The organism is Sporosarcina luteola (assembly GCF_023715535.1).
Lineage (GTDB): Bacteria > Bacillota > Bacilli > Bacillales_A > Planococcaceae > Sporosarcina > Sporosarcina luteola_B.
The window spans coordinates 234,868-258,205 of record NZ_JAMBOI010000003.1; the positions used below are offsets into that span (position 1 = coordinate 234,868).

General features: G+C 46.1%; 27 protein-coding genes and 1 pseudogene. 13 read left to right on the forward strand and 15 right to left on the reverse strand.

Annotated elements, in window-relative coordinates:
* Positions 1–141 precede the first annotated feature (141 nt).
* Positions 142–315 carry a hypothetical protein gene (locus tag M3191_RS08270; protein WP_251699777.1) on the reverse strand — a complete coding sequence of 58 codons (174 nt, stop codon included), beginning with the start codon at positions 313–315 and terminating at the stop codon, positions 142–144.
* Positions 316–518: 203 nt separating this feature from the next.
* On the opposite strand from M3191_RS08270, the gene M3191_RS08275 reads away from it, so the two are divergent.
* Together M3191_RS08275 and M3191_RS08280 are read left to right on the forward strand one after the other, a co-directional pair.
* Positions 519–911 (forward strand): thiol-disulfide oxidoreductase DCC family protein, encoded by a 393-nt coding sequence (locus M3191_RS08275; protein ID WP_251699779.1) that lies wholly within the window; start codon positions 519–521, stop codon positions 909–911.
* Positions 912–1,081: 170 nt separating this feature from the next.
* On the forward strand, positions 1,082–2,725 hold the full coding sequence (locus tag M3191_RS08280; protein WP_251699781.1) for an S-layer homology domain-containing protein: 1,644 nt from the start codon (positions 1,082–1,084) through the stop codon (positions 2,723–2,725).
* Between the two features lie 160 nt (positions 2,726–2,885).
* Here the strand turns inward: M3191_RS08280 and M3191_RS08285 are convergent, their stop codons facing one another.
* Together M3191_RS08285 and adh are read right to left on the reverse strand one after the other, a co-directional pair.
* Entirely contained in the window at positions 2,886–3,248 is a 363-nt protein-coding gene (locus M3191_RS08285) for a DUF779 domain-containing protein (RefSeq protein WP_251699783.1), read from the reverse strand.
* A 40-nt stretch (positions 3,249–3,288) separates the two neighbouring features.
* On the reverse strand, positions 3,289–4,830 hold the full coding sequence (gene adh, locus M3191_RS08290; protein WP_251695556.1) for an aldehyde dehydrogenase: 1,542 nt from the start codon (positions 4,828–4,830) through the stop codon (positions 3,289–3,291).
* 313 nt (positions 4,831–5,143) lie between these two features.
* Between adh and M3191_RS08295 the strand changes: the two genes are divergently transcribed.
* From M3191_RS08295 to M3191_RS08320, 6 genes and pseudogenes are all read left to right on the forward strand, one after another.
* Complete coding sequence (locus M3191_RS08295; RefSeq protein WP_251699786.1) at positions 5,144–6,304, forward strand: S1C family serine protease; 1,161 nt, start codon at positions 5,144–5,146, stop codon at positions 6,302–6,304.
* A gap of 146 nt (positions 6,305–6,450) precedes the next feature.
* Positions 6,451–7,176 (forward strand): gamma-glutamyl-gamma-aminobutyrate hydrolase family protein, encoded by a 726-nt coding sequence (locus M3191_RS08300; RefSeq protein ID WP_251699788.1) that lies wholly within the window; start codon positions 6,451–6,453, stop codon positions 7,174–7,176.
* On the forward strand, positions 7,163–8,143 hold the full coding sequence (locus M3191_RS08305; RefSeq protein WP_251699790.1) for a dipeptidase: 981 nt from the start codon (positions 7,163–7,165) through the stop codon (positions 8,141–8,143). Before M3191_RS08300 ends, M3191_RS08305 begins: the two co-directional genes overlap by 14 nt.
* A 100-nt stretch (positions 8,144–8,243) precedes the next feature.
* Positions 8,244–8,945: a response regulator transcription factor gene (locus tag M3191_RS08310; RefSeq protein WP_251699792.1), complete on the forward strand. Its 702-nt coding sequence runs from the start codon at positions 8,244–8,246 to the stop codon at positions 8,943–8,945.
* Entirely contained in the window at positions 8,942–10,366 is a 1,425-nt protein-coding gene (locus M3191_RS08315) for a sensor histidine kinase (protein WP_251699795.1), read from the forward strand. The genes M3191_RS08310 and M3191_RS08315 overlap by 4 nt, the downstream gene beginning before the upstream one ends.
* Positions 10,367–10,531: 165 nt before the next feature.
* Positions 10,532–11,073 (forward strand): annotated as a pseudogene (locus tag M3191_RS08320) (hypothetical protein).
* A 219-nt stretch (positions 11,074–11,292) separates the two neighbouring features.
* Here the strand turns inward: M3191_RS08320 and M3191_RS08325 are convergent.
* The 3 genes from M3191_RS08325 to M3191_RS08335 form a co-directional block, all read right to left on the reverse strand.
* The gene (locus M3191_RS08325) at positions 11,293–11,898 is read right to left on the reverse strand and encodes an alpha/beta hydrolase (protein WP_251699797.1); all 606 of its coding nucleotides are present in this window, start codon (positions 11,896–11,898) and stop codon (positions 11,293–11,295) included.
* A 114-nt stretch (positions 11,899–12,012) separates the two neighbouring features.
* A complete protein-coding gene (locus M3191_RS08330; protein ID WP_251699799.1) occupies positions 12,013–13,209 on the reverse strand; it encodes a DUF3238 domain-containing protein in 1,197 nt (398 codons plus the stop codon).
* 293 nt (positions 13,210–13,502) lie between these two features.
* Positions 13,503–14,045: a histidine phosphatase family protein gene (locus tag M3191_RS08335; RefSeq protein ID WP_251700116.1), complete on the reverse strand. Its 543-nt coding sequence runs from the start codon at positions 14,043–14,045 to the stop codon at positions 13,503–13,505.
* Between the two features lie 145 nt (positions 14,046–14,190).
* On the opposite strand from M3191_RS08335, the gene M3191_RS08340 reads away from it, so the two are divergent.
* On the forward strand, positions 14,191–14,379 hold the full coding sequence (locus tag M3191_RS08340) for a gamma-type small acid-soluble spore protein (RefSeq protein ID WP_251699803.1): 189 nt from the start codon (positions 14,191–14,193) through the stop codon (positions 14,377–14,379).
* A gap of 32 nt (positions 14,380–14,411) precedes the next feature.
* Here M3191_RS08340 and M3191_RS08345 read toward each other — a convergent pair whose 3' ends face one another.
* Positions 14,412–15,377: an alpha/beta hydrolase gene (locus tag M3191_RS08345; protein ID WP_251699806.1), complete on the reverse strand. Its 966-nt coding sequence runs from the start codon at positions 15,375–15,377 to the stop codon at positions 14,412–14,414.
* 142 nt (positions 15,378–15,519) lie between these two features.
* Between M3191_RS08345 and M3191_RS08350 the strand changes: the two genes are divergently transcribed.
* Complete coding sequence (locus tag M3191_RS08350) at positions 15,520–15,672, forward strand: hypothetical protein (protein WP_251699810.1); 153 nt, start codon at positions 15,520–15,522, stop codon at positions 15,670–15,672.
* Positions 15,673–15,769: 97 nt separating this feature from the next.
* Here M3191_RS08350 and M3191_RS08355 read toward each other — a convergent pair whose 3' ends face one another.
* The gene (locus tag M3191_RS08355; RefSeq protein ID WP_251699813.1) at positions 15,770–15,919 is read right to left on the reverse strand and encodes a YfhE family protein; all 150 of its coding nucleotides are present in this window, start codon (positions 15,917–15,919) and stop codon (positions 15,770–15,772) included.
* Between the two features lie 196 nt (positions 15,920–16,115).
* Here M3191_RS08355 and pgeF point away from each other — a divergent pair, with 196 nt between their 5' ends.
* Positions 16,116–16,880: a peptidoglycan editing factor PgeF gene (pgeF, locus tag M3191_RS08360; RefSeq protein ID WP_251699815.1), complete on the forward strand. Its 765-nt coding sequence runs from the start codon at positions 16,116–16,118 to the stop codon at positions 16,878–16,880.
* 929 nt (positions 16,881–17,809) lie between these two features.
* Positions 17,810–18,901, forward strand: a complete 1,092-nt coding sequence (locus M3191_RS08365) for a CotH kinase family protein (RefSeq protein WP_251700117.1) — start codon at positions 17,810–17,812, stop codon at positions 18,899–18,901.
* Between the two features lie 55 nt (positions 18,902–18,956).
* Here the strand turns inward: M3191_RS08365 and M3191_RS08370 are convergent, their stop codons facing one another.
* From M3191_RS08370 to M3191_RS08390, 5 genes are all read right to left on the reverse strand, one after another.
* A complete protein-coding gene (locus tag M3191_RS08370; protein WP_251699818.1) occupies positions 18,957–19,628 on the reverse strand; it encodes a GNAT family N-acetyltransferase in 672 nt (223 codons plus the stop codon).
* Positions 19,629–19,631: 3 nt separating this feature from the next.
* Complete coding sequence (locus M3191_RS08375) at positions 19,632–20,306, reverse strand: GNAT family N-acetyltransferase (protein WP_251699822.1); 675 nt, start codon at positions 20,304–20,306, stop codon at positions 19,632–19,634.
* Positions 20,290–21,186 (reverse strand): carbon-nitrogen hydrolase family protein, encoded by an 897-nt coding sequence (locus M3191_RS08380; RefSeq protein ID WP_251699825.1) that lies wholly within the window; start codon positions 21,184–21,186, stop codon positions 20,290–20,292. Before M3191_RS08380 ends, M3191_RS08375 begins: the two co-directional genes overlap by 17 nt.
* 318 nt (positions 21,187–21,504) lie before the next feature.
* Complete coding sequence (locus M3191_RS08385; RefSeq protein ID WP_251699829.1) at positions 21,505–21,663, reverse strand: hypothetical protein; 159 nt, start codon at positions 21,661–21,663, stop codon at positions 21,505–21,507.
* A gap of 65 nt (positions 21,664–21,728) precedes the next feature.
* Positions 21,729–21,878, reverse strand: coding sequence for a hypothetical protein (locus tag M3191_RS08390; RefSeq protein ID WP_251627743.1), 150 nt, complete (start codon positions 21,876–21,878; stop codon positions 21,729–21,731).
* Between the two features lie 119 nt (positions 21,879–21,997).
* Between M3191_RS08390 and M3191_RS08395 the strand changes: the two genes are divergently transcribed.
* Positions 21,998–22,903 (forward strand): NAD(P)/FAD-dependent oxidoreductase, encoded by a 906-nt coding sequence (locus M3191_RS08395; RefSeq protein ID WP_251699832.1) that lies wholly within the window; start codon positions 21,998–22,000, stop codon positions 22,901–22,903.
* Positions 22,904–22,974: 71 nt separating this feature from the next.
* Here M3191_RS08395 and M3191_RS08400 read toward each other — a convergent pair whose 3' ends face one another.
* Positions 22,975–23,175, reverse strand: a complete 201-nt coding sequence (locus tag M3191_RS08400) for a BhlA/UviB family holin-like peptide (RefSeq protein WP_251699836.1) — start codon at positions 23,173–23,175, stop codon at positions 22,975–22,977.
* Positions 23,165–23,287, reverse strand: coding sequence for a hypothetical protein (locus M3191_RS18535; protein ID WP_285853268.1), 123 nt, complete (start codon positions 23,285–23,287; stop codon positions 23,165–23,167). The genes M3191_RS08400 and M3191_RS18535 overlap by 11 nt, the downstream gene beginning before the upstream one ends.
* Positions 23,288–23,338: the final 51 nt, after the last annotated feature.

Consider the following 23,338-nt stretch of genomic DNA (forward strand, 5'->3'; position numbering starts at 1 on the left):
CTATCTATTTCCCGGAAGCAATAAAGTGAAAATGCTCTCTGTCTATCTATCCCTCATTTTCTTAATTTTAAAACTTCAATCCTCTCAAAATAAAAAGAGCTGTCCCCTTTGATTGGAGACAGCCCTGTAGTCATACTTTTATTATTGATATACTTGCGGTAATTCTCTTGGATCAAATCCGGCAGTTTCTTTCCTATTCTTTGTATACTGCGGATAGTGGACAGGTGAACCTTCGTCGATCATCTCAAGCGATGCGATGAAATCAGGATCCTGTCTCAGTTCCATTTCGTACGGATCAATGAATACGCGTTCCATTCAATCACTCTCCTTCATCTGGTACCCAAGGCAAATGTGACGTGAAATGAAGACGATAACCGCAATTGGAAACCTCACGGAACCATCTCTCGCTACCTTTTATTATACCAAATTTTCTGTTTTAAGTAAAGAATTGCAGATTGCGTTTCTTTTCACTCAATAAGGATATAATAATACTAAGCATGTCGGAAGGAGACATTACGATGAAGCGGATTGTATTATTCGACGGGGAATGCAACTTTTGCAATTCCAGTGTCCAATTCATAATCAAACGGGATCCTGCTGCCCACTTCTTATTCTCTTCATTGCAAAGCGAGACCGGTGAAAAGTATGTGAAACAATTTAACATTCCGGAGGATGTCGACAGCATCGTGTTGATTGAAAACGGAAAGGCATACACAAAATCGTCCGCTGCCCTCCATATCGCAAAGAAGTTGGACGGTTTATGGCATCTGTTATTTCTATTTATACTCGTCCCACGTAAAATCCGTGACGGCTTTTACGATTATTTTGCCCGCAACCGTTATCGATGGTTCGGCAAGACTGAAGGGGCTTGCATGCTTCCTTCTCCGGATGAAAGGAAACGATTTATTTAACAATATTCCGGTGCCTCTCCATTTATGAGAGGCATCTTTTTTGTTTCGGTATAATTTTTCACATGTCCACATACAATTGGAGTGCAACTCGAGTTTGTCCAATTATCATTAGTGAAAATCACTCCAGTCAGCAGGCAAGTCGTGAAAAAACAGTTCAAAAGGGAGGAATTATGGGAAAAAAGTTCATATGTAATCTGTTGGCTTTATTGGCGCTCATGCTCTATGTTGGTATGTCTCCCCTCCAAATAGCAAGCGCTGACACTACTATCGAAGAAAGCACGACCGAAATTGCGGCACCGAGCTGGGTCGCTCCTGCAAGCTATCTCGCATTAGGCGATTCGCTTGCCGCGGGAATGGATCATTCCGGAAAAATGGGTAACGGCTATGCTGATTACCTGGCGGATACTCTGGAAGAAACAGGGCTTTTGGATTCTTTCAATAAAACCTTCGCTGTGCCAGGCTACACGACAAAGGATGTACTGAAGGACATCGAAGAAAATGCGACGCGGGAAGTTGACGGCAAGTCCATCCGACTTCATGACGCGATTGCCAATGCAGGTCTGATCACGATCAGTGCGGGTGCGAATGATGTGCTTGCGCATGTGATTGATCCGCAGACAAAGAAATTAGCTATTAATGCGGAAGCGGTTCAGCTCGAAGTAAAGCAAGTCGGGATGAATCTGATGCAGATTGTTTCTGCAATCCACAAAATTAATCCTGATGCGCAAGTCTATATAATGGGGTATTATAATCCGTTCCCTCAGATGCCGCAGGAAGTACAACCTATGCTTGCCCAGTTATTGACGGGGTTGAATACTGCAATTTCTACGGTCGCACAACTCCCGAATGTTGAGTGGGTCGAAACGGCTGATGCTGTTGCGAAGGATTTCGGAAATTATTTGCCAAATCCGCAAAATATCCATTTAAGTTCGGAAGGATACCAGGTCGTGGCGGAACAGTTTTGGAATAAAGTACAGGCAGATTATCCTTGGATTCCTGTTGATGCTTTTATAGCGGATGATGTTACGACGGATACCATCACGCTCGCTTGGAAAGCGGCGACTACCGAGGGACAGATCGCAGCGTATGATATTTTTCTCGAGGGTAACAAGATCGGGTCCGTTGACGGCGATGTATTTTCATTCACGGTCGGAGAATTGAAGGAAAATCATGCGTATGCATTTTCCATCGTGGCAGTAGATCAAAATGGAAACAGCAGTGAGGAATCGCCTTCCGTGAATGTGACGACGGAATCTATCAACTCCTCTTTGTTCAGCGACATAAAAGGTCATTGGGCAGAGAATGCAATCGAGCAAGCTGCTTTGCTTGGAATCTTCAATGGTTATGCGGATGGATCGTTCAGACCGGATAATGGGTTGACCCGAGCTCAAGCTGCTTCGGTTTTCGTTCGGGCATTGCAGCTGCCGGCGAGCGATATTTCAGTTCCATTCGATGATATTGCGGATTATGCGGCGGCAACGCAAACCGACATACAAGCCGCGTTTGCACATGGAATTGTCAAAGGTGATAACGGACATTTCAAACCGACGGAAAATGTGACGCGTGCACAACTTGCACTTATGGTGTGGCGCGCTGCCACGAATGAGCTTGGCGGCGACATGCCTGCATCGAACACATTCACACTGCCTGCAGATATGGGCAACTATGATGCAGAAACAGTCCAGGCGATTGCAACGATGAGCGGACTTGGCGTCATTACATTGGAGGACGGTTCATTCAACCCGACTGAACCTGCTACACGTGCATTCGCTGCAAGCCTATTGACGAAGTTGTTGAGCTTAGCAACTCAGTAAAATGAAAAGAGACTGGCCGGAAAGTCGATAGATCGACTTTTTGGCGGTCTCTTTTATATGTGGCGACATTTTATGATCACTTGAATCGTTTAATGATTACTTGCACTAATAAAGCAGGGCCGTCCAGAAAGTCAGTAAAACTGACTTTCCGGACAGCCCTTTATGCTTCCTGCCTTAGCAGTTCATTCTCCTCTGCCGTAAAGGCGCGGGACCGTGTAAGGAACCGCTTCCCTTCCACCCCCTCCAGTGAGAACATGCCTCCCCTGCCTTCCACGACATCAATGATCAGCTGCGTATGCTTCCAATAGTCAAATTGGTTTTTATGCATGTAGAACGGTGTGCCGCCGATATGACCGAGGAGGACGTCCTGATCACCGATGATCAGGTCGCCTTCCGGGTAGCACATCGGGGAGGAGCCGTCGCAGCAGCCTCCCGATTGGTGGAACATTAACGGGCCATGCTTGCCCTTCAATAATTCAATCAATTCCAAAGCAGCGTCCGTTGCGAGAACGCGTTCAGGCATTGGCATTCCTCCTTTCATTCAAAAGTCCGGAATTTCGCTATCAAAAGAATCCTAATTTGTCTTCGCTATAGCTGACGAGCATGTTTTTCGTCTGTTGGTAATGTGAAAGCATTTGCAGATGGTTTTCGCGTCCGATTCCGGATGCCTTGTAGCCTCCGAATGCGGCATGCGCCGGATAGGCATGGTAGCAGTTCGTCCAGACGCGCCCTGCTTCGATGCCCCGTCCGAAGCGATATGCTGTGTTCATATCGCGTGTCCAGACGCCAGAACCTAAGCCGTATAATGTGTCGTTCGCAATTTCAAGCGCTTCTTCTTTCGTCTTGAATGTCGTCACAGAAACAACCGGTCCGAAGATCTCTTCTTGGAAAATGCGCATTTTGTTATTCCCTTTGAAGACTGTCGGCTGGACATAGTAGCCACCCGCCAATTCGCCGCCAAGCTTATTCTGCTCTCCGCCAACGAGGCACTCGGCCCCTTCCTGTTTCCCGATATCAAGATACGAAAGGATCTTTTCCAATTGCTCCGTCGAAGCTTGCGCACCCATCATGACTGTAGGGTCAAGCGGGTTGCCGATTTTAATCGCCTTGACGCGCTCAATCGCACGTTCCATGAACTTGTCGTAAATGGATTCCTGGATCAATGCACGCGAAGGGCATGTGCACACTTCCCCTTGGTTCAATGCAAACATGACGAAACCTTCGATTGCTTTGTCTAGGAATGCATCGTCTTCCGCCATGACGTCCTCAAAGAAGATGTTCGGCGATTTCCCGCCAAGCTCAAGCGTCATCGGAATCAGGTTCTGGGATGCATACTGCATGATGAGGCGGCCCGTCGTCGTCTCGCCTGTAAATGCAATTTTCCCGATTCGCGGGCTCGATGCGAGCGGTTTACCTGCCTCTAGACCGAAACCGTTAACGATATTAAGAACACCAGCTGGTAGAAGGTCCTCGATCAATTCCATCAGCACGAGAATGGATGAAGGCGTCTGTTCAGCTGGTTTCAGCACGACGCAGTTCCCTGCAGCGAGAGCAGGCGCCAGCTTCCAAACTGCCATTAGCAACGGGAAGTTCCAAGGGATGATCTGGCCGACAACCCCAATCGGTTCATGGAAATGGTACGCAACTGTATTATTATCGATTTGGCTGACACCGCCTTCTTGTGAGCGGATTGCCGAAGCGAAATATCTGAAATGGTCGATTGCAAGCGGCAAATCAGCATTCAATGTTTCGCGGACCGCTTTACCGTTTTCCCACGTTTCCGCAACAGCTAGCATTTCTAGATTCGCTTCCATGCGGTCGGCAATTTTCAATAGGATATTCGCCCGTTCCGTGACGGACGTTTTCCCCCATGCATCCTTCGCAGCATGTGCCGCATCCAGTGCAAGCTCAATATCTTCAGCAGTCGAACGCGCCACTTGAGTGAACACTTTGCCAGTGACTGGCGTCGGGTTGTCGAAGTATTGCCCATTCACAGGGGCAACCCATTTTCCGCCGATGAAATTATCGTAGCGTTCCTTGAAATTCACCTTTGCCCCTTCTGTGTTCGGAAATGCATAAACGTGATTCTCTACAGCTTGTACCATGTTCCATTCCTCCCTGTTTCTTATAGATTGCTATTGTAAGTGCAAAAATTGCACGCAAAGCCACCATATGCGCTGGTCTGCAGCGCTATTCGTAATGAATGCGCTTACATTTAATAAACGAAGAGTCTGTGAATTCCATTCTATCTGACTATATAAATTATTGCAAGTTACATAGTTTAGCACCGATCACAGCATAATTATCACCATCACGTATATATCTCTATTGTTTACCATTTATTAATCCCGCCGTAATAATTTGTTCATACTTTCCTCTTACAATGAAAACAACGAGTATAAGAAAGGGGTTTTATTTATGGCCAATTCATTCGGCAAGCGCTTCTTATCAACAGTCGGCGCGGGTATTCTCGGGTCGGCACTTACATTGGGCGTCGTAGCGAATACGGACATATTACAGGTGAAAACACAGAATGCGGCAACGGCAGGTGTAACAGAAAGTTCAACCTCAACGCCTAATTTCATTCAAACTACGGCGAACTCTCCAACTTCCCTATCCGATATGGTAGAGCATGCATCGAAAGGAATTGTTGGTGTATCGAACTTCAAAAATACCGGTAACCGCTTCGCCGGCAGTTCTCAGCTATCTGAATACGGGTCCGGCTCCGGGGTCATCTATAAAATCGATGGCGATGATGCCTATATCGTGACGAACAATCACGTCATTGAAGGGGCAGGCAAAATCGAAGTGACATTGCAAGGCGGCGAGAAGGAAACTGCAGAGCTGATCGGCAGCGATGCATTGACCGACCTTGCCGTTCTTAAAATCAATGCCAAACTTGTCGACACTGCCCTTGAGTTCGGAGATTCCGATAAATTGCGCGCAGGTGATCCTGTCGTCGCCATCGGAAACCCGCTTAGCCTTGACTTCTCCGGCACCGTTACACAAGGCATCATTAGTGCACCATCTCGTTCTATCGACGTGAAAACGACTGCAGGCAACTGGGAAATGAACGTCATTCAAACGGACGCGGCCATCAATCCCGGCAATAGCGGCGGCGCCCTTCTGACAACAGATGGAAAACTGATTGGCATCAACAGTTTGAAAATCGCGGATAACGGCATAGAAGGACTCGGCTTCGCAATCCCGAGCAATGACGTCGTTCCATTGCTTGAACAAATTACGAAAGACGGCAAAATCGAACGGCCGTATATCGGCGTTGGCCTTGCAGACTTGGCCGAGGTTCCGTATATGTATGTACAGGATCTCCCGGAAGAAGTGAAAGGCGGCGTCATGGTCGCCAGTGTCGACCCGACATCTGCAGCGGGCAAAGCTGGATTGAAAGAGCAAGACGTCATCACGGCGATTAACGGAACCGACATAAGCAACTCCATGGAACTGCGGAAATTCCTTTATTCGGAACTTAAAATCGGTGACAAAGCGACACTTACCGTTTACTCAGGCTCCCAAAAACGGACAGTTGAATTGACGTTGACGAGTAATTCACCTGTTGAATAAATAGGGAAACACCTCTGCCATTTCCAGTTGTAGCAGAGGTGTTTATTTTTAATTCCTGAAATATTCTCAAAAATAATTCCATCTCACTTGGAGTGAGGATATAATTATTGGTATCAGAGATATATTTTATAAAGGGGGAATGAAAATTGAAACCACTCATCGGCATTACTTCAAACATAGATTCGACTGCACACACACTTCAAAACACTTACATCCAGGCGGTCATCGCTGGAGGTGGCGTACCTTTTATCATACCGACAGGGGTGGAAAGCGACATCCAGCAAATCACCACGCTCCTCGATGGGTTGATCATATCAGGCGGAGGTGACATGAATCCTCATATATTCAATGAGGAACCAGTGCCGCAGCTTGGCAACGTGACGCCCGAACGAGATTCAATCGAGATGGAGCTTGTCAGGCATATGCTCACGCTGGATAAACCGATTCTCGGCATATGCAGAGGCCTCCAAGTGCTGAATGTCGCTATCGGAGGTACACTTTACCAGGACATCGGCTCGCAATGCAGCAGCCCGATATTGCAGCACGATCAAAAAGCGAAAAGGGAGTATCAATCCCATGCGGTGCATATTGAAAAAGGGACGATTCTTGACTCCATCGCGGCTTCAAATAAAATTATGGTCAATTCTTTTCATCACCAGGCGTTGAAGGATGTCCCTTCTCCGCTCGTCGTAACGGGCAAGGCAAGCGACGGAATTGTGGAAGCGGTTGAAAGTACGGAGCATCATTTCGTTGTCGGCGTGCAATGGCATCCCGAGGCTTTGATGCAAAACGCCGACCAGGTCTCTATGCGCTTATTCGAGGCCTATATGAAGGCTTGTGTTGAGAGGATGGCTGCAGTTGAATATCATTGATCTCCACTGTGATGTACTGGCAAGAATGCATAAAGCAAAAGGGAATCTATCATTTACAGATTCCAAAGATCTCGATGTTACGTACGAAAAGCTGAAACAAGGTGGAGTCCACATCCAAGCATTTGCCATATTCATATCGCCGTCCATTAAGTCGGACCAGAAATTCCAAGCAGCACTCGATCAGATTCATTATTTTTACACCGAAGTGATCGGCAAAAATCCGAATATGAAGGCCCTGAAAACGTGGGCTGATTTTGACCAGCTCCAGGAAGGAAAGATCGGTGCATTTCTTACGCTCGAAGGAGTCGATTGCATTGGGAATGACATGCAAAAGCTGTCGATTCTTAGGGAACTTGGTGTCCTTTCAATCGGGCTGACATGGAATAATGCGAATTTGGCGGCGGATGGCGGCGGTGAGGAACGCGGTGCAGGTCTTACTGCATTCGGGAAGGAAATTATCGCATTTTGTAATGAAAATACTATTCTTTCGGACGTATCCCATCTATGCGAAAAAGCCTTTTGGGACGTTTTGGATATAGCCCACTTTCCAATTGCAAGCCACTCCAACTCCAAGACGATTTGCAATGACAGTCGGAACTTGACGGATGAGCAAGCCACTCATTTATTTAAAGCGAACGGCCTGATCCATGTCGTGTATAACCCGCCTTTTGTCATCGAAAAAGGCGATGCTTCCATATCGGCTCTCATCACACATATCGACCATTTCTGCTCCCTTGGAGGCGTTCGGCAAATTGGGTTGGGATCAGATTTCGACGGCATTTCGGAAAAGATTATCAGCCTTGAAGATGCTTCGATGCACCCCAATCTGATCAACGAGCTGTTGAAAAAGTATAGTGAGGATGAAGTGAAGGGATTTGCCTACAAGAACTTCCTCGATTATCGTCCAGGTAGGAAGACTGTGCGGAGGCAATTAGCAAGGGAAGAACTGTCTTCTATAGAAAAGTAGACGGAAAATTAACCAGCCCGCTTTCATGGCTAAGCGGGTTTTTCTTCTTCATTCCGTTATAATCATAGAATAGAATAACCTTTACATAGGAGGACTGAATATGAAAATCCTCGTAATCGAAGACAATGAAAGTGTATCTTCCATGATTGAACTGTTTTTTGAAAAGGAAGGGATTTACGGCGAGTTCGTGAAAGACGGACTCCTAGGCTATGAACGGGCTGTCTCGGGAAGTTGGGATTGCCTAATTATCGACTGGATGCTTCCTGGGATGGATGGTGTGACAATCTGTCGGAAGTTGCGAAAAGCCGAAGTTGCAGTGCCGATTATTATGCTGACAGCGAAAAACAGTGAATCCGACCAGGTTCTTGGGCTTGAGATGGGTGCGGATGATTATGTCACGAAGCCGTTCAGTCCGCTAGCGCTTATGGCTCGCATTAAAGCTGTTACACGCAGGTATTTGATCGCAAAAGAGGATCGAGTTGATGTCGTCACACTGAAAACGAAACACTTCACTATTAATACCGCTACCCGCGAAGTGCTCTTGGACGGCAAGCCGGTACCGAATTTGACGCCGAAGGAATTCGATCTGCTCCATTTTTTCATTCAACATCCAAAGCAGGTGTTTTCGCGCGAGCAGCTTCTCGATCAAGTGTGGGGCTATGACTTCTACGGCGATGACCGGACAGTCGATGTGCATATCAAGCGATTGAGGTCGAAGGTGTCAAAGGCGGATCAGCCGTTTTTCCATACGGTATGGGGCGTAGGCTACCGATTCGACGAAGCGACCGGTGAGCAGGAATGAAGATCAAATACTTCTATCAGCAGCTCGCAAGCCATTTCAGTGTCATCATCATCGCTTTTCTCATCCTGAGCCTGCTTTTTTCCCATTTTGTCGAGCAGTTCGTCTATGACAATAAAACCGAGGAACTCGCCTCCTACGGACAATCGATTTTGACGGATATTGAGCAGGAGCAACGAAACTCCCGATCCATTTTGAAATCATACGGCTATGTGTTGGAGAGCAGGGATATCCAATACAGCTTGTTCGATGAAAAGTCCGTCATCATTTATTCTACCGGGCTGAACACGCCTTTGATTGAACTGAATGAGGAAGAATGGCGTGCACTGCAAAGTGGGAAAACGATTACCGTTAAACAAGAACTCAAACGGTTCGGGCAGGCGGTCACGTTCGTCCTCCTCCCCTATTTCCATAGAGACCAGTTTGTCGGTGGTGTTTTATTAACCTCACCGATCAAAGGCTCCCGGGAAATCATCTCGCAGATGAACAGCTATTTAATCTACACAACGGTAATTACGCTCGCGATTGCATTGTTGTTGAGCGGATTGCTATCGACTTTCCACGGCCGGCGCATCAATCGGCTTCGTTCGGCTACTGCGAATGTGGCACAAGGCGATTATTCTGTTCGTATTCCGACAGCGGGTGTCGATGAAATCGGAGAGCTTGCGGGGGATTTCAACAGGATGGTCGAGAAGCTTGAAGCATCGGCAGAGGAAATCGAAAACCTTGAAAACCGCCGCCGGCAATTCATGGCGGACGTATCGCACGAACTCAGGACCCCTCTTACAACAATCCGCGGCATCATCGAAGGTTTGCGCAATGACATGATCTCCGAATCGGAAAAGGAGCGGGGCCTGCAACTCGCAAGCAGCGAAACGATGCGACTTATACGCCTTGTGAATGAAAATCTCGACTACGAAAAGATCCGTTCAAATCAAGTCACATTGGTGAAACAGGAGATCCAACTTAGTGAACTGCTTGAAATCATTCAGGAGCAACTTGAGGATGCCGCTGCCGAACGCGGCGATAAAATCGTTGTGGACGTTAGAGAGGAAGTTTCTGTCTTCGCCGATTATGACCGGCTCACCCAGGTGTTAATTAATATCGCGAAAAACAGCATCCAATTCACGGAAAACGGAATGATTTGGCTTCGGGGATATACGTCGGAGGAGAAGACGGTCATCGAAATCGAAGATACCGGCATCGGAATGGACCCCGGGGAAGTCGAGAAGATTTGGAGCCGGTTCTACAAGGCAATCGACTCACGGACGACGAATCCATATGGCGAATTCGGACTCGGGTTATCGATTGTGAAGCAGCTGGTGACCATGCACGGTGGAACCATTGCTGTCGAGAGTGAGAAAGGTGAAGGGACGAAATTCAGGATTGAGTTGCCGGGTGGATTGGCGGGCGGGAATAATTGAGCCCTTGTGCGATTAATGGAGCCCTTGCCAGATAAAAGGTCTGCTAACCGGTATGAAACTGATTGGCAGACCTATTCATTCCGTCCCCTCACATTTATTAAGAATGCGAATCTTCCATTCTTTGGTACTATACAGTTAACTTAATGAAACTATCGAGGTGTTTCTATGAACTTCATTGCTTGGATAATTGTTGCGTGTGAAATCGGATTTTGGGTCGTTATCGCAGCCGGGCTCGTCACAAGATATATATTCAACCGAAAACGGCTCGGTTTATTCTTTCTAGCTTTAACCCCAGTCATTGATCTTCTGTTACTAATCGTAACGGCGAATGATCTTTACAATGGTGCAACCGCCACGCAAGTACATGCAATCGCCGCCATCTATCTTGGTGTTTCATTGGCGTTCGGAAAAAGCATGATCCGCTGGGCGGACGAACGGTTTTTGTATTACGTCAAAAAAAAGGCCCAAAACCTGTCCGTAAACATGGACTTGCCTATGCCAAACACTCCATGAAAGGTTCGTTGCAGCATGTGCTCGCATTCATCATTGGAGGTGCATTTCTGTTCCTGATGATTTATCTGATCGACGACCCGTCCAAAACCGAAGCCTTATCCGGTATGTTGAAAGTTTGGGCGCTCGTCCTTGGAATCGATTTCGCCATCTCTGTTTCGTACTTCATATGGCAACGACCGCAAAAAATAGGATAATCCCCAAAAAGCCGGTCCATTAAAGAGGAGCGGCTTCCTATTTCATTACCACTGCATATAATTCTACCCAAAAACGCATAAAGTCTTCTAAAAGCTCATAAATCTCTCCAGAAACGCATAACCCCCGATAAAAGTCCATAACCTCCGATAATCACGCATAAAACGCATTATTCACGCATAAATCTAAAAAACCGACCCCTGCTGGATCGGCTTTTCATGTTAAAAATTCTTACGATACCATTCCGCTGCCGCGTCCACTTCTGTCCGCGTCAACGAATGTCCGTTCATTTCCCAATGGACTTCCGTCGAAGCGCCTGCTCCTGCCAGCAATTCCTGCAAATCGATTGTCTCCTGTGCCGGACAAATCGGGTCATTCTTCCCAGCGGCAATAAACACTGGAAGGCCCGCCATATCGGGCAGCTTGATTCCACGCCTCGGCACCATCGGATGATGCATGATGGCCCCTTTCAACGAATCCGCATAATGGAACAACAGGCTCGCCGCAATATTTGCCCCGTTCGAATAGCCAACAGCGACAATATTCGACCTCTCAAATCCATGCTCTTCCGCCGATTCGTCAAGAAATGAATGAAGTTCTTTCGTCCTGAAAATCAAATCTTCCTCATCGAAAATACCTTCAGCGAGTCGTCGGAAAAACCGGGGTATCCCGTTTTCCAGCACATTCCCCCGCACGCTCAGTACGGAAGCTTCCGGATCGATTAATCCTGCAAGCGGTAATAAATCCTGTTCTGTTCCGCCCGTTCCATGGAGTAGAAGAAGCGTCGGTTTAGACGGGTCGGCTCCTTGCTTGTAAATATGCTTCATGTTTTCTCCCCCTTGATTCATTGTATATCTAACTAGAATTTAGTATCCTAAATCACATATCTCGAATTCAAGGTAATGGTAACAGAACAAATTCCCACTGTCAAAAAGGCTGTTTTATTCAAAACTAGAGCAACGCCAATAATGGTATGCGATTGCTTCAGACATGAAGCCAAGTCCTCTGCTTTCGACTTGCAGAATAGGCTGCCACTCCTCTCCTCTTCCTCTCATCAAATAGATTTCGTGGTGGGGAGCAGGGTCAAAATAACCTGACATATCATATGTGCCATGCCTTCTAAAGACAGCATTCACTTCATAGTCGATTTTCGGCGCGGTCGTCAGAGGATTACCAACAGAATGCTCCAGTACAAAACCGCTTTCCCCTTTTCGGTGGTCGGTCCTCTTCATCGTTATCCCATCAGCTGAAGCTTTCGCTTTTTCCCTGAAGCGCTTCAGATGATCGTAGGCGACAGTTGGTCCTACTTCTTTCGAAAACCTCATCGGCTCACCTTTCTCGTCGTAATCCAGCTCAATATCGACGCGCGTCCGGAAGCCGTTCCCATTAGGATCAAATCCCCTTTGGTCCCCTTCGAAAAAATGATTCGGTGACAGTGGATTAGGATTTCGTATCCACTTATCCGCGAGGAATGTCGTATAGCGGAATTTCCACCGATCAACAGTCTCCACTTCCTGTTCACGTTCGTTGACCGGTCTCAGCAATTTGGAGGGCTTGCCGATTGATTTGATTGTAGTAAACGTTTCTACTGCCGATTCCGATGTGGAAGTAGCTGGATTCAACAAGCCGAACAAATTGGATACTGCCGATTTAACCGACGTCAGCATCTCCTCGGATTTCTTCAGCGGGCGTCTGGAACGGATTGCATAGACGTATGATTGATCCACATTAATGTCACGGTCGATATATCTGTTCGTGTCGACTTTCCCCACGAACTCACCGTTGCGGTACACTTCATATTCATCGACTTCTTTAATGCCCTCCCATGACAAAGCGATTTGCGTCCTCGCGACGATTGTCGTCATGACAAGCGACTGCAACGGGTTTTCGACATTTTTCTCTTCGGCGAATGCCGATGTCTGCATCGCGATCACATCGACGACTTGATTGTTTTCCACGCGCTCAATCATATAGTGGTAGAGCTTGCCGTGTTTGAAGTCGCCATCCTGGAATTCCGGAACAGACCCTTCATACAAATGCTCGCCGTCTTTGTACACATTGTAAAATCCACCGACATCATTCCATGTGAATGAAATCAGGTCATGCTCATGCTTCACTGATTTGATTTCAAATAGCATACGGACCACCTCCTATTTTCATCTTGCTGCATTGACAGATCGCCTAAACATTTGACGGCTTTTTATTGTCAATGCCCTTGTTGCGGAATCGCGAAACAATCGCCTGCAGGGGTCTTAAGTCCCTTTTTGGTAATAAATTCGTTTATTCAATAGATAATTTTCCATATTCAATAGATAACTCGCTGGATTCGATAGATAACTCTACATATTCAATAGATAACGTTTGGATAGCATAAAAAAACTCCTTCGCGTCATAACGAAAGGAGCATAAATTACTATCCAGCAGCCAAACTTCATAGAAGGGCCTCTTCCTTCCAAATCCGCTCCACTTGCGCACCGTGATCGCTCACATGCACTCGAAACACATCCGGATTCGTCAACGCCTGCCACTCCTGAAAACCGATCCGTTCGTCATAACATCTCAACAGCAATGCCATTAGATTCCCATGTGTCACGAGCACGGTTTTCGAACCGTCAGGCAGTTCATCCACCACTTTACAGACGCGCTCCATCGCTTCATGGGATGACTCTCCGCCTTCATATTTCAAATGGAAATCGAGAAAAGAATCCTCCAATTTTAATAGCCAATCTTCAAATGCATACGAGCTCAACGTCCGTTCCGCCAATCGGCTGTCCTCTTCTATGTGAATCTTTTTCCTGTCTGCAATCGGTTCTGCAGTCCTCCGGGCACGGATGAACGGGCTTGAAATGACTCGCTCCACTTCCAGCTCATCAAAAAACTCAGCAAGCTTCTCCGACTGGACGATGCCTTCCGCAGTCAAATCTGCGTGCGGCGACTGACCTTCCGCTGAACAATGGCGCACAATGTAAATCACCTTATCCAATTAAACCACCTCCATTCCTGTTTTTCCCTTGGTTGCTTCAAAGAAAACATTGTTGCTCTTTTCTAAATACTAACACTTCAGTCTAGGGAATAAAATGCACATTACATGGAACTCTAATGGCATGGAGGTGGAAAATATGAAGATTTCAAAAAAAACTACTGAAGCAGGAACCGATATCGAAGAAGTGAAACGGCAAAATGCTAACTCGGGGTTGACCTATAACCAAGTGAAAGAAGTTCTTGCCCGCACCGGTGGCATAGGAACTGCGCAGTACAGCGACACCGATCCCGCGAAAATCCGAAAAGCGAATGAGCCTACCGAATGAAAAAACCGGTTCCCATGACGGGAACCGATTTTTCACTTCATATAACGATCGAGGAAATGACCGACCTTCACTTTATATGTCTCTCCGGCAAGCGCAAAGGCTTCGCCATGGTTTGCGTTCGGTACGAGGAATATTTCACTGTCGCTCGAAGTGTTCCGTTCCAATTCCCCCGCCATTTCCGTCGGCACGAATGTATCGTTCATTCCATGGATATAAAATACCGGCACGCTCGTTTTCTTCACTTGCTTCAGGGCGCTAGCTTCCCTGAATGAATAACCGGCACGGACTTTCGTCATAGCGCTTGTGCTATCCAATAATGGAAAAGCCGGCAGATGGAACATCCGATTCATCTGGTAGGTGAATAATTGGTATACGGATTGGTAGGGACTGTCTGCAATGATGGCTTTCACTTGACTCGGAAGGCCTTCCTCGCCGCTCGCCATTAACACTGTCGCCGCCCCCATCGATAATCCATGGTAGGCCACTTCCGACTTCGGTCCAAGCCTTTGCACCAACAGATTCGTCCAATCGATGAGATCGAGCCGATCCGGCCATCCGAATCCGTAATAATCACCTTCACTTTTTCCATGCCCCCGCGCATCCGGCATGAAGATGTTGTAGCCAAGATCATTATGATAATATTGTCCGAAAAGCCCCATCTGTTTTGCGTGGCCTAAATAGCCATGCGGCAAAATGACAAGTTTATTCGTCGGCTTGGCCGCAGGTAAATAGTAGCCCGATAGCTTGAGTCCATCTCGGGAAGTCAAATGGAGCATTTCGAACTTCTGGGCGGCGACCCATTTCTTCCAATCCCCTTTTAAATAAAGATCCAATGTCTGATCGGACACTTCCAAATCAGCATTCCCCTGTAAATATTCTTTCGGTCCGCGCTTGACTGCCAGTTCAAAGAAAAAGAAGCTGCCCGCAATCTGTATGACTAGGAAGACGGTTGACAAAATAACCAATAGTTTCTTCCAATTTATTTTAATTGTTCTCATTCCCTTAATAGTCTATTGGCATTAGTTGCCTACCATTATTATACAAGATATAGAGGGAAGTATGTACACTATTTTTACGTTTTCATAAAATTGGTATGAATATTTTTTTGTTATCACCTGAATACGAAGGTGGACAATCATCATGAACCTTCTTTGGCAAACAATTCTTATATTTATTGTCGTTGAAGCAAGCGAAGCAACCCGCTACGAAAGAGGATCTTCAACAGCTCATTTCATTAATCCAAAATGGTCAGATAGAAAATCAAAAGGCGGCAACCGACAATATCTTCACTGAAACCGTAGTGAAGAATCAAGATAACGCGCCAAAATATTTACAATAAAAAAAGCCGCGACTGATTGCAGGGGGGTTGCAATCAATCGTGGCCTTTTCATTATTGGTCTTTTTTACGATTTTTATTCTCATTTTCTTTAGCAGCTTTGTCGGCACTTTTGAATTCCTTTGCATATAACACTTCTTGGGTAGAACGTAAGCCGTTGTTTTTTTCGGTTAACCTTTCATGCGGCTCCTTTTTCAGATTCAAAGCAAACTCTCCTTTCCGTCAATCTACAATTAGTTTTCCCGGACCGCAGAAATTTAACCAAACTACTTTAATGAAGCTGTTTACATTACAGGAATTTCAATCTAATAATCTTGAAAAGAAAAAAACTTAATCGAAAACGGCACAACCGTCATGGTTGTCCGCGCCAGAATCGCGTATAGTAAGAACAGGTGATGATATGAAAACAAAAATATATATAGACAATAATACATTTGTTGCTGGAACGACTTTGAAGGATGAACGTCGGCCGGAGTATAATAATATGGCTTTTCATGCAAGTGAGAAGCCCGAATCCGTCATCGAAAACCGGAAGCGATTGGCGGATTTCCTACAACGTGAGCTGACGGATTTCGTCAGCGCTAGTCAAACGCATAGTGCGAATTTCCATAAGGTGACGGTTGCCGATAAGGGACGCGGCGCTGAGGTTGGAGGGACCGCCATTCCGGATACAGATGCACTTTACACTATTGAACCAAATGTTCTGCTCTGCAGCTTCACAGCAGATTGCGTGCCCGTCATTTTTTGGAATGAAGCGAATGGCCTCATCGGTGTAATCCATTCCGGCTGGCAAGGAACCGTCAAGGAAATCACTTTGAAAATGTTTGAGCATCTAAAAAAAGTTGAAGGGTGCAAGCCTGGAGATTTCCACGTGCAAATCGGGATGGCGTTAAGTCAGGAGAAATTCGAAGTGGATGAGGATGTCTATGTAAAGTTCAAGGCACTCGGGTATGCGGATGAATACATGTATTTCAATGAGACTACGAATAAATACCATATCGACAACCAGAAAACCGTGAAGAAGCAACTCGAGCTAGCGGGCATTCCACCCGAACGGATCACTCTTGATCGGACATGCACCTACATAAGCCCTGATGGTTTCTCGTATCGCCAAGACAAGAAAGCGGGAAGACATTTGAGCTTTGTTATGAGAAACGGCAAATGACTCAATAGCTTATAAAGTCGAGTATAAATAGAAATACCCGTCCTGCATGTAATGCGGCTGGACGGGTATTTTTGCATTGCTTCCTCCATGCACTCACTGAACTTTGATTTGTCCAAATTACATATTCTTGCTATCAGAAGAATCGATTGCGGCAAGTGGCTCGATTTCTACAATTAGGTCGAAAATTCGTATCAACTATATTGTTTCTTCGGTTGCGCGAAGTGACCCTATTTCTGCTTGTGCAACGGCGATTTCGTGAAGTTACCTTATTTCGACCACACCTGTCACATGACATAACCCGACTAGTACGTTGGCGGCGGGAAGTATTTCGAACTCGGCTTGTGTGTTTCCGATTTTCCGAAGTGTTTCGTACTCTGCTTGTGCGTTTACGATTTTCCGAAGTGTTTCGCACTCTGCTTGTTCGTTTACGATTTTCCGAAGTGTTCTGTACATTACTGGTGCGATTGCGATTCCGCATAGTTACCCGGACTCTATTTTTTTGTATGTGGTTCCAAAATGCTCCCCAAACATTGTTTGTACGGCGGCGATTGCGGGAAGTTACCCGAACTCTGCTTGTATGACGGCGCTTACGGGATGTTGCCCGAACTCTGCTCGTTCTACGTTTTTTCCGTGATGTCCTTTTGTTGCTTCGAGGATCTTGAAACATAAAGTCATCAAGCCCCAAACGACTGACCATCTCTCTCGCTCTTTTAATTTCGTTTTCAAAAAAGAGTGACATGTCCAAACCTCCCCTCTCATGATGTAGAGAAAGTATCCGTGTGTTTCACATTTTCCTTCCTCTTCTTAAAGTACGTTGCATATTTGACAGTGGTTGAGTTATGTGCACAACTTACGATAAATAATGTCATGGAAACATCTTTCATTATTATTCATAGAAATAGAATAATGAATGAAGGAGTGGGATTTTCATCGAAACTATCGAGAAATTACCTGAATATCGACTTTTTATTCACCCTTTGGATCTGAATGAACTCCGAAAAGATATTTGGATTGATGATCCTGTTTCTGCAAAGCTCACGATTCACGGGAAAAAATACGAAGTAGACATCGCTTATCGTGGATCCCATATCCGTGACTTCCCTAAAAAGTCATATCATGTCTCTTTCTATAAACCTTCAACTTATCGAAATGCTAGCGCGTTACATTTAAATGCAGAATTCAAGGATCCATCATTGATTAGAAATAAACTTTCCTTTGATTTCTTTAATGAGATTGGTTGCCTCGCACCACAAGCGCGGTTTGTCTTTTTGAAAGTGAATGGAAAAAATGAAGGGGTGTACTTGGAATTGGAATCAGTGGACGATCGGTTCCTTGCAAACCGAAAATTGCCGGCCGGTTCTATTTTTTATGGAGTAGACGGAGATGCTAATTTTTCATTAATGAGCGACTTGGACAAAGAAGTGAAGAAATCACTTACGTTCGGATATGAACAACAATGCGGGGCAGAGGATGATTCAAACCATTTACAAAAAATGATCATCGACATTAATACGATTCCAAGGGAAGACTTTGAAAAGAGAATTGTAGACTATATAAATGTGGATAAGTATTTACGTTGGCTCGCCGGTGTCGTTTTCACTCAAAATTTCGATGGATTTGTCCATAATTATGCACTTTACCGGAACAAGGAGAGCGGATTGTATGAAATCATCCCTTGGGATTATGATGCGACATGGGGGCGAGACGTGAATGGCGAGGAAATGGACAGTGATTATTTACGAATTACTGGCTTCAATACACTGACAGCAAGGATTCTTGATGTGAAAAACTTTCGGATTCACTACAAAAGCTTAGTAAAGGATATTTTAAACAATCAATTCACTGTGGACTATTTAAAACCTAAAATACAAAGAATGCATGCAATGCTTCGCCCTTATCTATTATTGGATCCGTATAAAAAGGACAGTATCGATCTTTTTGACAGTGAACCCGACTACATCTTTACTTTCATCGAAGAACGATCTGCATTTATTATTAGAGAAATAGAGCTGCTTGATTAGTTCAGCAATGAAAAATCCACGCAGCCCTTTTTGAGGATTTGCGTGGATTTCAATATTATAGTGGACAAAGATCCACGTATTCTATTTGCTTCAGCTCATCGATCATGTCCAGCCAATGTTGAGGTTTATTCGACAACACCGAATAGTAATCCGTTAAGAAATCGACGATGAGACTGGATGGGATTTCAGTCACTTGTTCATCTGTCGGCATGAAACAGAAATCCAATCCTTCCACTGCCTCTCCGTCGTTTTTCCACGAAGGATGGACGTATGGGAAATTGATGCGCTTGTAGCCAAGATGGGAGAGCACTTCCCTCCGGACATACGGGTTCATGGCCATTACACCGCCAAAATCGAAATCTTCGCTGTCATATGGATCATAAATTTCCGCGAACATGCCGAACAGTGTCTTGCCATTTTCTAGCGCAAGCCGCTGTAGATCCTCTTCGCGCTTCTTTGCCAAGAAACGACCGATGCCGCGGCCTGACTGCCCAATGATCGTGAAATCCGTCATTGCGATATTCCAGTCCGGATAATAACGGTACTCAGTTGCACCGACGACTTCCCCTTCATGCACCGCAACAAAGACACGGATGCTCGGGTCTTCGAGCGGTTCTTTCCACAAATCAAACTCCAAAACCTCTTCCGGCGGAAATATCTCCCCTAGTAATGTGTGCATCTTCACAAATAGCGGATCTTCAATATCGTTCACACGAATAAATTCCATTCCCTATATCCCCCTTTTGAACGGATTCTTCCATTCCATCAATAACGCATTGTTATGCGAGTCTTCATCTTCTATATAGTTTTCAATCAACGTTACAGGCATGCGCCCGCAGCGGAGCAAAAATGTGACGACAGGATCCTTTAATGTCCCTTGGACAACCTCGTCGACATAGTGCTGCGGCGATTTTTCATCCGCGACCTTCCCGTACCCGGGCATCCGCCCTCCGCCAAGGACCCGCTCAACATCCAGCTTGACGGCTAGCTGGTAGATCGCCTGCATCATCCACTTGCCAAGCCCAGATTTTCGAAACTCAGGGCTAATGCAAATGTCGACAATATAAAGCGTGTCGCCGTCGGGATTGTGGTTTCGAATAAATCCGCCATCCGTAACTTCTTCCCACGTATGCACTGGCTCATCTGGGTTAAAATTCACGAGAAGTGTTGTGAGAGAACCGATGATTCGATCGTTGAATTCAACACAAATGGACCCTTTCGGAAACAAGTTTACGTGATTCTCAAGCTGCTCTTTATTCCACCAAAGTTCCTCTGGGAATGGTGCTGGAAAGCAATCGGCCTGCAAAGCAATCATGGCGTCGAAATCCGCCGTAGTATAATTACGGACAACAACAGGAATGAAAGTCCCTTCATGAGAGACCATCACTTCACTGCGATACGCCATTGCTCTCACTTCCGATTGGTTTTTCTCCCCAATCCGTATACAGATCGGTTCTCCGATCTCTCCAAGTTGTTACCGAACCTTTCTCGCGGACTTCGTACAGCAGGTTCAAATCCAGATCAGCCGTAACGAGCATGTCGTGATTCAGTTCCCCTTCCGAAGCCAACCCTTTCGGCGGGAACGGAATGTCGTTCGGTGTAATGATTGCGGCTTGCCCAAAGTTCGCGCGCATGAAGTCAACAGTTGGCAAGGATCCGACCGTCCCTGTCAATACAACATATACTTGGTTTTCAATCGCCCGCGCGTGGCTCGTGTACCGGACGCGATGAAACCCATGACGATCGTCGGTGCAGGAAGGACAAAAAATGACATCCGCCCCCGCCGCTTTCACCATCCGGACGATTTCAGGGAATTCGATATCATAGCACGTCAAAATGGCGATTCTGCCCTTTTCGGTGTCGAACACTTTCAGCTCATCGCCCGCTGCCATATTCCAACCTTCTATTTCGAAAGGGGTGATGTGCAACTTCGCTTGCTCCTCCACTGTGCCATCCGGGAAGAAAAGATGAGCGACATTATAAAGGCGCCCCTCACGCTGAATGACGTGAGTGCCGCCGATTATATGCATGTTCGTTTCTTTTGCGAGCGTGGTGAACAGTTTGATGTATTGATTCGTAAAGCCTGGCAGCGCCTCGATCGACAGCGCTTTTCCGTTTTCATCACCAATGGAAAGCAGCTGCGTCGTAAAGAATTCCGGGAATAAAACAAACTCTGCGCCATATTCCTGCGCATTTCGGATATAGTGCTCACATTGCGCCGCGAACTCGGCAAAGGAGCTAATGGTATGCAGATGATATTGCACAGCGGAAACACGAAGTTTCATTGACAAAACCCCCCATTATACGTGATTAGGAACATCATAATATAGGAATGGGGTAAAGTCATTCATTATTTTCCAACTAGTTGGGCATACGGTGGCTGTGAAGCGAGTCAAAGGTCCTGAATTGATCATAACTATGTAAAAGTTGCGCATAACTCGGCGAGATTGCGTCATAACTGGAGTGAAATCGCGCAAAACTTGCTGAATCCGCATCATAACTGCCTCGAAATCGCGCATAACTTATTCAGGTTGCTCCTATAGCTTACTTTCATGCAAATGAAAAAGATGCCCCCGTAGCCGGAAGGCATCCTACATAAGAATCTATTGCTTCTGTTGTCGTTTTACTTCATTTTGAGCTTCCTCTTTAATCGCGTCCACTTGCATCTCCGCTTTTTTCGCGGCATCATTTGCCAGTGCAGCGGAGTCTTTCGGTTGCCCGTTCTGTTTGTCTTCTTTGTCGCCTGCATAGCTTTTCGTCATGATGATCACTCCTTATGTTGATACATATAGTATTCCCAACTAGGAGCCCATCCAAAACCTTTAGTTCATCTCATCAACGCATAATAAAGAACGTATAGCCAACTAAGGACTCCATGGAAGATTGCCCATAGGATTGATTTATGGACGCTCCACGAAATGACGACTGCTAGACAAGTGCCGAGACCGATGCCGCGTTCCAACATCTTTTTCTCCAACTCATCCCTCCCTTAGTCCAATATAAGTATGGCCGCCTCCTTTCATGAAAGTTAACTGCACGTAACGCTTATTTTTTTTCTGCAAGGGTAAACTTCTACTAAAAAGGATGAATGGCTTCATGATGTATGACTGTGTCATTGTCGGCGGCGGACCGGCCGGCTTAAACGCCGCCCTCGTGCTTGGACGAGCGAGAAGAAATGTGCTGCTTTTCGATAATAATCAAGCTCGGAACCGGGTGACGCGCGAAGCCCATGGATTCATTACACGCGACAGCATCCTTCCTGACGAGTTCCGGCGGCTTGCTCATCGGGATATCGGCAACTATCCGTCCGTGGAGATTAAAAGTGAAAAGGTTGCTGCTATTAAAAAGCTGGACAACAACCATTTTGAACTGGAAACTGCAGAAGGCAACAGCTTTCAAACGATAAAAATCATTTTGGCGACAGGCTTGAAGGACGAGCAGCCGAACATCCCAAACATCGAGAAGTTCTACGGGACGAGCATGTTCAGCTGTCCGTACTGCGACGGATGGGAGCTCAGGGACAAGCCGCTTGCTGTCATCGCGGATAAGAACGTGTATAAGCTGGCAAAGGAAGTTTTTGTTTGGAGCAAAGATTTGGCGGTGTTCACGAATGGCGAAGGACGGCTCGAGGCGGATGAATGCGATAAGCTGCTCGCGAAAGGCATCCAAATTTATGAAGACAATATTGTCTCGCTGGAGGGTGAAAATGGGCAGTTGAAAGGAATCTGCCTGGAGGATGGGACGCTCATTGAACGCGCCGGCGGATTCGTCACTCCCCTGTGGAGCCACTGCAATCAGTTCGCGGAAGAGCTCGGCTGTGAGCTGAATGAATACGGCGGCATCCAGACCGATGGATACGGCAGGACGAATGTATGGAATGTGTATGCTGCCGGGGACGTCGCCCATATTGTCCCTGCCCAGCTTGTAATTGCTGCGGGAACCGGGAGTGCGGCTGCTATCGGGGTTAATGGTGATTTGACGAATGAATACTTTGGGGATTGATTCGGATATGTATAAGCGCCTGTGCAGTAGTTGATGCACAGGCTTTTCTTGGCATTCTTCCTTTTCCATTCCTATTCCCTCGGCAACCGCTCTTTTACATCTCGTATTTCTTCCACAATCTCATCATATTTGTGCGCCATCGCTTCCAATAAAAACTGATAACGCTTCTCCCTCGATTCACTGCTTTTCATTTGATACCAAAACAGCCATACGAATAGGACGGCAAACGGGCCCTGTGTCAAAAAATAACTTAGCAGCTCTTTAGTAGCCATGGCCATCCTCCTTTTTAGGAATATAAAAAGATCCCCCAATGCGGATGATTTTTATACTGTTGATCATCCAGTGATAATTTTTCACTACATGTTCCATTTCCTCCTTCATCATGACAATCACCCCTTGTGATGGTTTCACTAATGAAACCTAGTAGCCATACTT

What these genes read in the sequence shown, in the direction of transcription:
- adh (WP_251695556.1), bottom strand. Translation starts at nt 4,830, where the DNA reads ATGGTACAAGCTGTAGAGAATCACGTTTATGCATTTCCGAACACAGAA.
- M3191_RS08295 (WP_251699786.1), top strand. Translation starts at nt 5,144, where the DNA reads ATGGCCAATTCATTCGGCAAGCGCTTCTTATCAACAGTCGGCGCGGGT.
- M3191_RS08270 (WP_251699777.1), bottom strand. Translation starts at nt 315, where the DNA reads ATGGAACGCGTATTCATTGATCCGTACGAAATGGAACTGAGACAGGAT.
- M3191_RS08350 (WP_251699810.1), top strand. Translation starts at nt 15,520, where the DNA reads ATGAACCTTCTTTGGCAAACAATTCTTATATTTATTGTCGTTGAAGCA.
- M3191_RS08370 (WP_251699818.1), bottom strand. Translation starts at nt 19,628, where the DNA reads ATGGAATTTATTCGTGTGAACGATATTGAAGATCCGCTATTTGTGAAG.
- M3191_RS08325 (WP_251699797.1), bottom strand. Translation starts at nt 11,898, where the DNA reads ATGAAGCATATTTACAAGCAAGGAGCCGACCCGTCTAAACCGACGCTT.
- M3191_RS08310 (WP_251699792.1), top strand. Translation starts at nt 8,244, where the DNA reads ATGAAAATCCTCGTAATCGAAGACAATGAAAGTGTATCTTCCATGATT.
- M3191_RS08380 (WP_251699825.1), bottom strand. Translation starts at nt 21,186, where the DNA reads ATGAAACTTCGTGTTTCCGCTGTGCAATATCATCTGCATACCATTAGC.
- pgeF (WP_251699815.1), top strand. Translation starts at nt 16,116, where the DNA reads ATGAAAACAAAAATATATATAGACAATAATACATTTGTTGCTGGAACG.
- M3191_RS08275 (WP_251699779.1), top strand. Translation starts at nt 519, where the DNA reads ATGAAGCGGATTGTATTATTCGACGGGGAATGCAACTTTTGCAATTCC.
- M3191_RS08330 (WP_251699799.1), bottom strand. Translation starts at nt 13,209, where the DNA reads ATGCTATTTGAAATCAAATCAGTGAAGCATGAGCATGACCTGATTTCA.
- M3191_RS08400 (WP_251699836.1), bottom strand. Translation starts at nt 23,175, where the DNA reads ATGGCTACTAAAGAGCTGCTAAGTTATTTTTTGACACAGGGCCCGTTT.
- M3191_RS08280 (WP_251699781.1), top strand. Translation starts at nt 1,082, where the DNA reads ATGGGAAAAAAGTTCATATGTAATCTGTTGGCTTTATTGGCGCTCATG.
- M3191_RS18535 (WP_285853268.1), bottom strand. Translation starts at nt 23,287, where the DNA reads ATGATGAAGGAGGAAATGGAACATGTAGTGAAAAATTATCACTGGATG.
- M3191_RS08340 (WP_251699803.1), top strand. Translation starts at nt 14,191, where the DNA reads ATGAAGATTTCAAAAAAAACTACTGAAGCAGGAACCGATATCGAAGAA.
- M3191_RS08385 (WP_251699829.1), bottom strand. Translation starts at nt 21,663, where the DNA reads ATGACGAAAAGCTATGCAGGCGACAAAGAAGACAAACAGAACGGGCAA.
- M3191_RS08315 (WP_251699795.1), top strand. Translation starts at nt 8,942, where the DNA reads ATGAAGATCAAATACTTCTATCAGCAGCTCGCAAGCCATTTCAGTGTC.
- M3191_RS08395 (WP_251699832.1), top strand. Translation starts at nt 21,998, where the DNA reads ATGATGTATGACTGTGTCATTGTCGGCGGCGGACCGGCCGGCTTAAAC.
- M3191_RS08285 (WP_251699783.1), bottom strand. Translation starts at nt 3,248, where the DNA reads ATGCCTGAACGCGTTCTCGCAACGGACGCTGCTTTGGAATTGATTGAA.
- M3191_RS08375 (WP_251699822.1), bottom strand. Translation starts at nt 20,306, where the DNA reads ATGGCGTATCGCAGTGAAGTGATGGTCTCTCATGAAGGGACTTTCATT.
- M3191_RS08345 (WP_251699806.1), bottom strand. Translation starts at nt 15,377, where the DNA reads ATGAGAACAATTAAAATAAATTGGAAGAAACTATTGGTTATTTTGTCA.